Raw genomic sequence first — 3,437 nt, forward strand, 5'->3', positions numbered from 1 at the left:
GGCACGACCTCCAGTCGCAGCTGGCCCAGGCGGTCGCCGACAAGGCGTTCGCGCTGCGCTACCAACCGGTCGTCGACATCAGGGCGGGCGAGGTCGTCGGCTTCGAAGCTTTGGTCCGCTGGCCCCACGAGCGGCAGCCGCCCGTCATGCCGGACCAGTTCATCAGCCTGGCCGAGGAGACCGGGCACATCGCCCCGCTGGGGTCGTGGGTACTGGATAAAGCGGTCAGCGACATCGTGAACCTGCAACGGCTGCCCGGGCCCGCCCGTCCGCCGTACGTCAGTGTGAACGTCTCCGCCCGTCAGTTCCGCGACGTGGGGTTCGTCGAACAGGTCGGTCAGGCGCTGAGCACCCCGGGCCTCGAACCGGGATCACTGCAGCTGGAGCTGACGGAGACGGTGCTGCTGCACCGCGACGACCGCCTCCAGACGGTGCTGAACACGCTCAAGGAACTCGGGGTGCACATCGCCGTCGACGATTTCGGCACCGGCTTCTCCTCACTGCGCTACTTGCGGGACTTCCCCATCGACGTGTTGAAGATCGACAAGTCGTTCATCGACGACATCGCGCGCGACGCCCAGCAGGTCGCCCTGGTCGAGGGCATCGTGCGGATCGCCGACACCCTGGGCATGCAGGTGATCGCGGAGGGCATCGAGAACCCCGCCCAGCGGGACCTGCTGGCGAGCATGGGGTGCCGGTTCGGGCAGGGGTTCCTGTTCGCCCGGCCGATGACGGTGGAGCAGAGCGCCCACGTGCTGCGGGAGCCGAGCGCCCGTCCGTTCGCGTCGCCCGGGACGCCGCGGCCCCGCATCGACGCGGCCCGGGGACGCCGGGAGGCCCGCTGGGCGGACCTGGAACATCTGCGGCGCACCAGCCCGATGAGCGACGCGATCCTGGACGAGGTGCGCGGAAGGCACATCCGCAGCGGCGACCACTGGCTGATCGACTTCGCCTCGTGCAACTACCTGGGCTTCGACTGGGACCCGGAGATCATGGAGGCGGTCGATCCCGCGGTCCGCCGCTGGGGCACGCACCCCAGCTGGTCACGGCTGCTGGGCAGCCCGCGGTTGTTCCCCGACATCGAGGAACGGCTCGCCGCGCTGCTGGGCGCGCCGGACACGCTGCTGCTGCCCACGCTGACGCTGGTCCACTCCTCGGTGATCCCGGCGCTCGCGGAGGACGGGCACATTTTCGTGGAGGCGACAGCGCACCGCACGGTCTACGACGGCTGTGTGGTGGCCCGGGCGCAGGGCGCCGCCCTGCACCGCTTCCACGCCGAACGGCCCGACGACCTGCGCGCGCAGCTGGCCGGGGTGCCACCGGGGACACCGCGGCTGGTGTGCCTGGACGGCGTCAACAGCATGAGCGGCAACATCCCGGACCTACCCGCCCTGGCGGCGGTGTGCCGCTCCGAGGGCGCGACGCTGTACGTCGACGACGCGCACGGCTTCGGGGTGATCGGGGAGCGCGGGCCCGCCGAGACGTGCCCGTACGGCATGCGCGGCAACTGCGTGGTGCGGCACACCGGGGAGTCCTACGACGGAGTCGTGCTCGTGGGCGGGTTCTCGAAGGCGTACTCGTCCCTGCTGGCGTTCCTCGCACTGCCGTCGGAGCTGAAGAACCGGCTGAAGACCGCGGCGCCCTATCTGTACTCGGGGCCTTCACCGACGGCGTCACTGGCGACCGCGATGGCCGGGATGGATGTCAACGAGCGCCGGGGCGACGCGATCCGGGCCGACCTGTACCGCAAGACGGTCCGGGTGCTCGACCACCTGGAGGGCATGGGGGTGAGCACCCTCAACTCGGACCGGCTGCCGATCGTGGAGGTGCCGCTGGCGAACCCTGCCGACCTGGACGCGGTCGCCGCGTTCCTGTGGGAGGAGGGCGTCTACGTGACGCTGGCCGCCTACCCGCTGGTCCCGCGTGACCGGGTGGGGTTCCGCGTGCAGCTCACCGCCCTCAACTCCGACGAGGACATCGACCACCTGAACGGGACCCTGACCCGGGTGTCCGATCGTTTCCCGCTGCGGCTGAAGGGCTAGTGCCGCGACAGGCAACGTTCGCCCCGTCACGACGCCCGGCACGCTCCCCCAAGCTCTCGACTCCGCTCGAGCAGGGGGTACCCCCACTCGCCGCACCGGCCGAAACCCCGAGTACGTCCAGTACGAGGGCTTCCGGCCGGCACGCCGAGAGCACGCACCGGACGCCGCTCCTCAACGGGCAAACGTTGCCTGCCACGGCACTTGCCGGCCATGACGACGCACAACGACGACGTGGACTGGGACCGCTGGCCGGTCGCCGGCTACCTCGCGGAGAACTACCGCGAGGTGCACGCCTCGGACGCGGCGGTCATCGCGCACCACTCCGCGTTCTACCGGGGCCTGACACCCGGCGGGATCGCCCGCTCGGTGGAGTTCGGTGCGGGCCCCAACCTGTACCCGTTGATGCTCGCGTCCGCCGCGTGCCGCCGGATCGACGCCGTCGAGGCCGGGGCGAGCAATGTCTCCTACCTGGAGGACCAGATCTGCCACCGGCTCGACGCGAGAAGGCTGCCCTTCCACGAGCTGTGCCGACGGCTCAACCCCGAGGTGCCCGCGACGCTGGCCGGTGCGCTGGCCCCGGTGCACATCGTCCACGCCGACGTCCGGGCCCTGCCGCCGGGTGCGTACGAACTCGCATCCATGCACTTCGTCGCCGAAAGCGTGACAGAGGACTTCGCCGAGTTCGCCGACTTGTGCCGTACCTTCGTCCGCACGGCCCGGCCGGGCGGCTACCTGGTCGCCGCGTTCATGGAGAACATGCCGACGTACCGCATCGGACCCGCCTCCCGTTGGCCGGGCTGTCCGGTGAGCCCGGCGACCGTCACGGAGGTCTTCACGCCCCTGACGCGGGACCTGGACGTGACCCACATCGGCATGGACCCGACCCTGCCGGACTACGGGGACTCGGGGATGGTGCTGCTCACAGGGGTGGCGGAGGCGGTGTAGCCCCGTCCCGGGTCAGCCGTCCGACCCGGGGCGGAACCTCCGGCGCAGCACCACTCCCCCGGCGACCAGCGCCGCGCTCGCCGCGACGGCCTGGAGGGTGTAGCCCGTGCCCGTGTACGCCAAGGCGCCCCTGGCGTGCGGGACGGTGTGCGGGGCCGGTTCGGGGGCCGGGTTCGGCCGGAGTGGCGGGGTCGGCTTCGGGATTGGCTTCGGCGGGTGCTGGGGACGCACGGGGCGATGGTCACCGGGCGTGTTCGAGGACTCGTTACCGGTGGACGCGTTGCCGTTGCCGACCACGTTCACCGAGTTGCCTGTGACGTCGACCGGCAGCTGCACGCCGTTGCCGGAGATCACCGCTGGTGAATCCTTTTCGCCGCCCTTTGCGACCGCGCCGCCGGACCCGCCCGGCCGCCCGCCCCGCCCGTGATCCTCGTTCGCGCAGCTGTTGCC

At 71.2% G+C, this 3,437-nt stretch carries 3 protein-coding genes; 2 read left to right on the plus strand and 1 reads right to left on the minus strand.

The features are described from left to right. Nucleotides 1-2,042 (plus strand): aminotransferase class I/II-fold pyridoxal phosphate-dependent enzyme (locus tag ABZ281_RS42855; RefSeq protein ID WP_356663491.1); only part of this gene is annotated, 2,042 nt, incomplete at its 5' end. A 210-nt stretch (nucleotides 2,043-2,252) separates the two neighbouring features. Continuing rightward, the gene (locus ABZ281_RS42860; protein ID WP_356663493.1) at nucleotides 2,253-2,987 is read left to right on the plus strand and encodes a class I SAM-dependent methyltransferase; all 735 of its coding nucleotides are present in this window, start codon (nucleotides 2,253-2,255) and stop codon (nucleotides 2,985-2,987) included. Nucleotides 2,988-2,999: 12 nt separating this feature from the next. Here the strand turns inward: ABZ281_RS42860 and ABZ281_RS42865 are convergent. Beyond that, a partial coding sequence (locus ABZ281_RS42865) for a chaplin (protein WP_356663495.1) occupies nucleotides 3,000-3,437 on the minus strand: 438 nt, incomplete at its 5' end.

It is taken from the genome of Streptomyces sp. NPDC006265 (assembly GCF_040613555.1).
Taxonomy (GTDB): domain Bacteria; phylum Actinomycetota; class Actinomycetes; order Streptomycetales; family Streptomycetaceae; genus Streptomyces.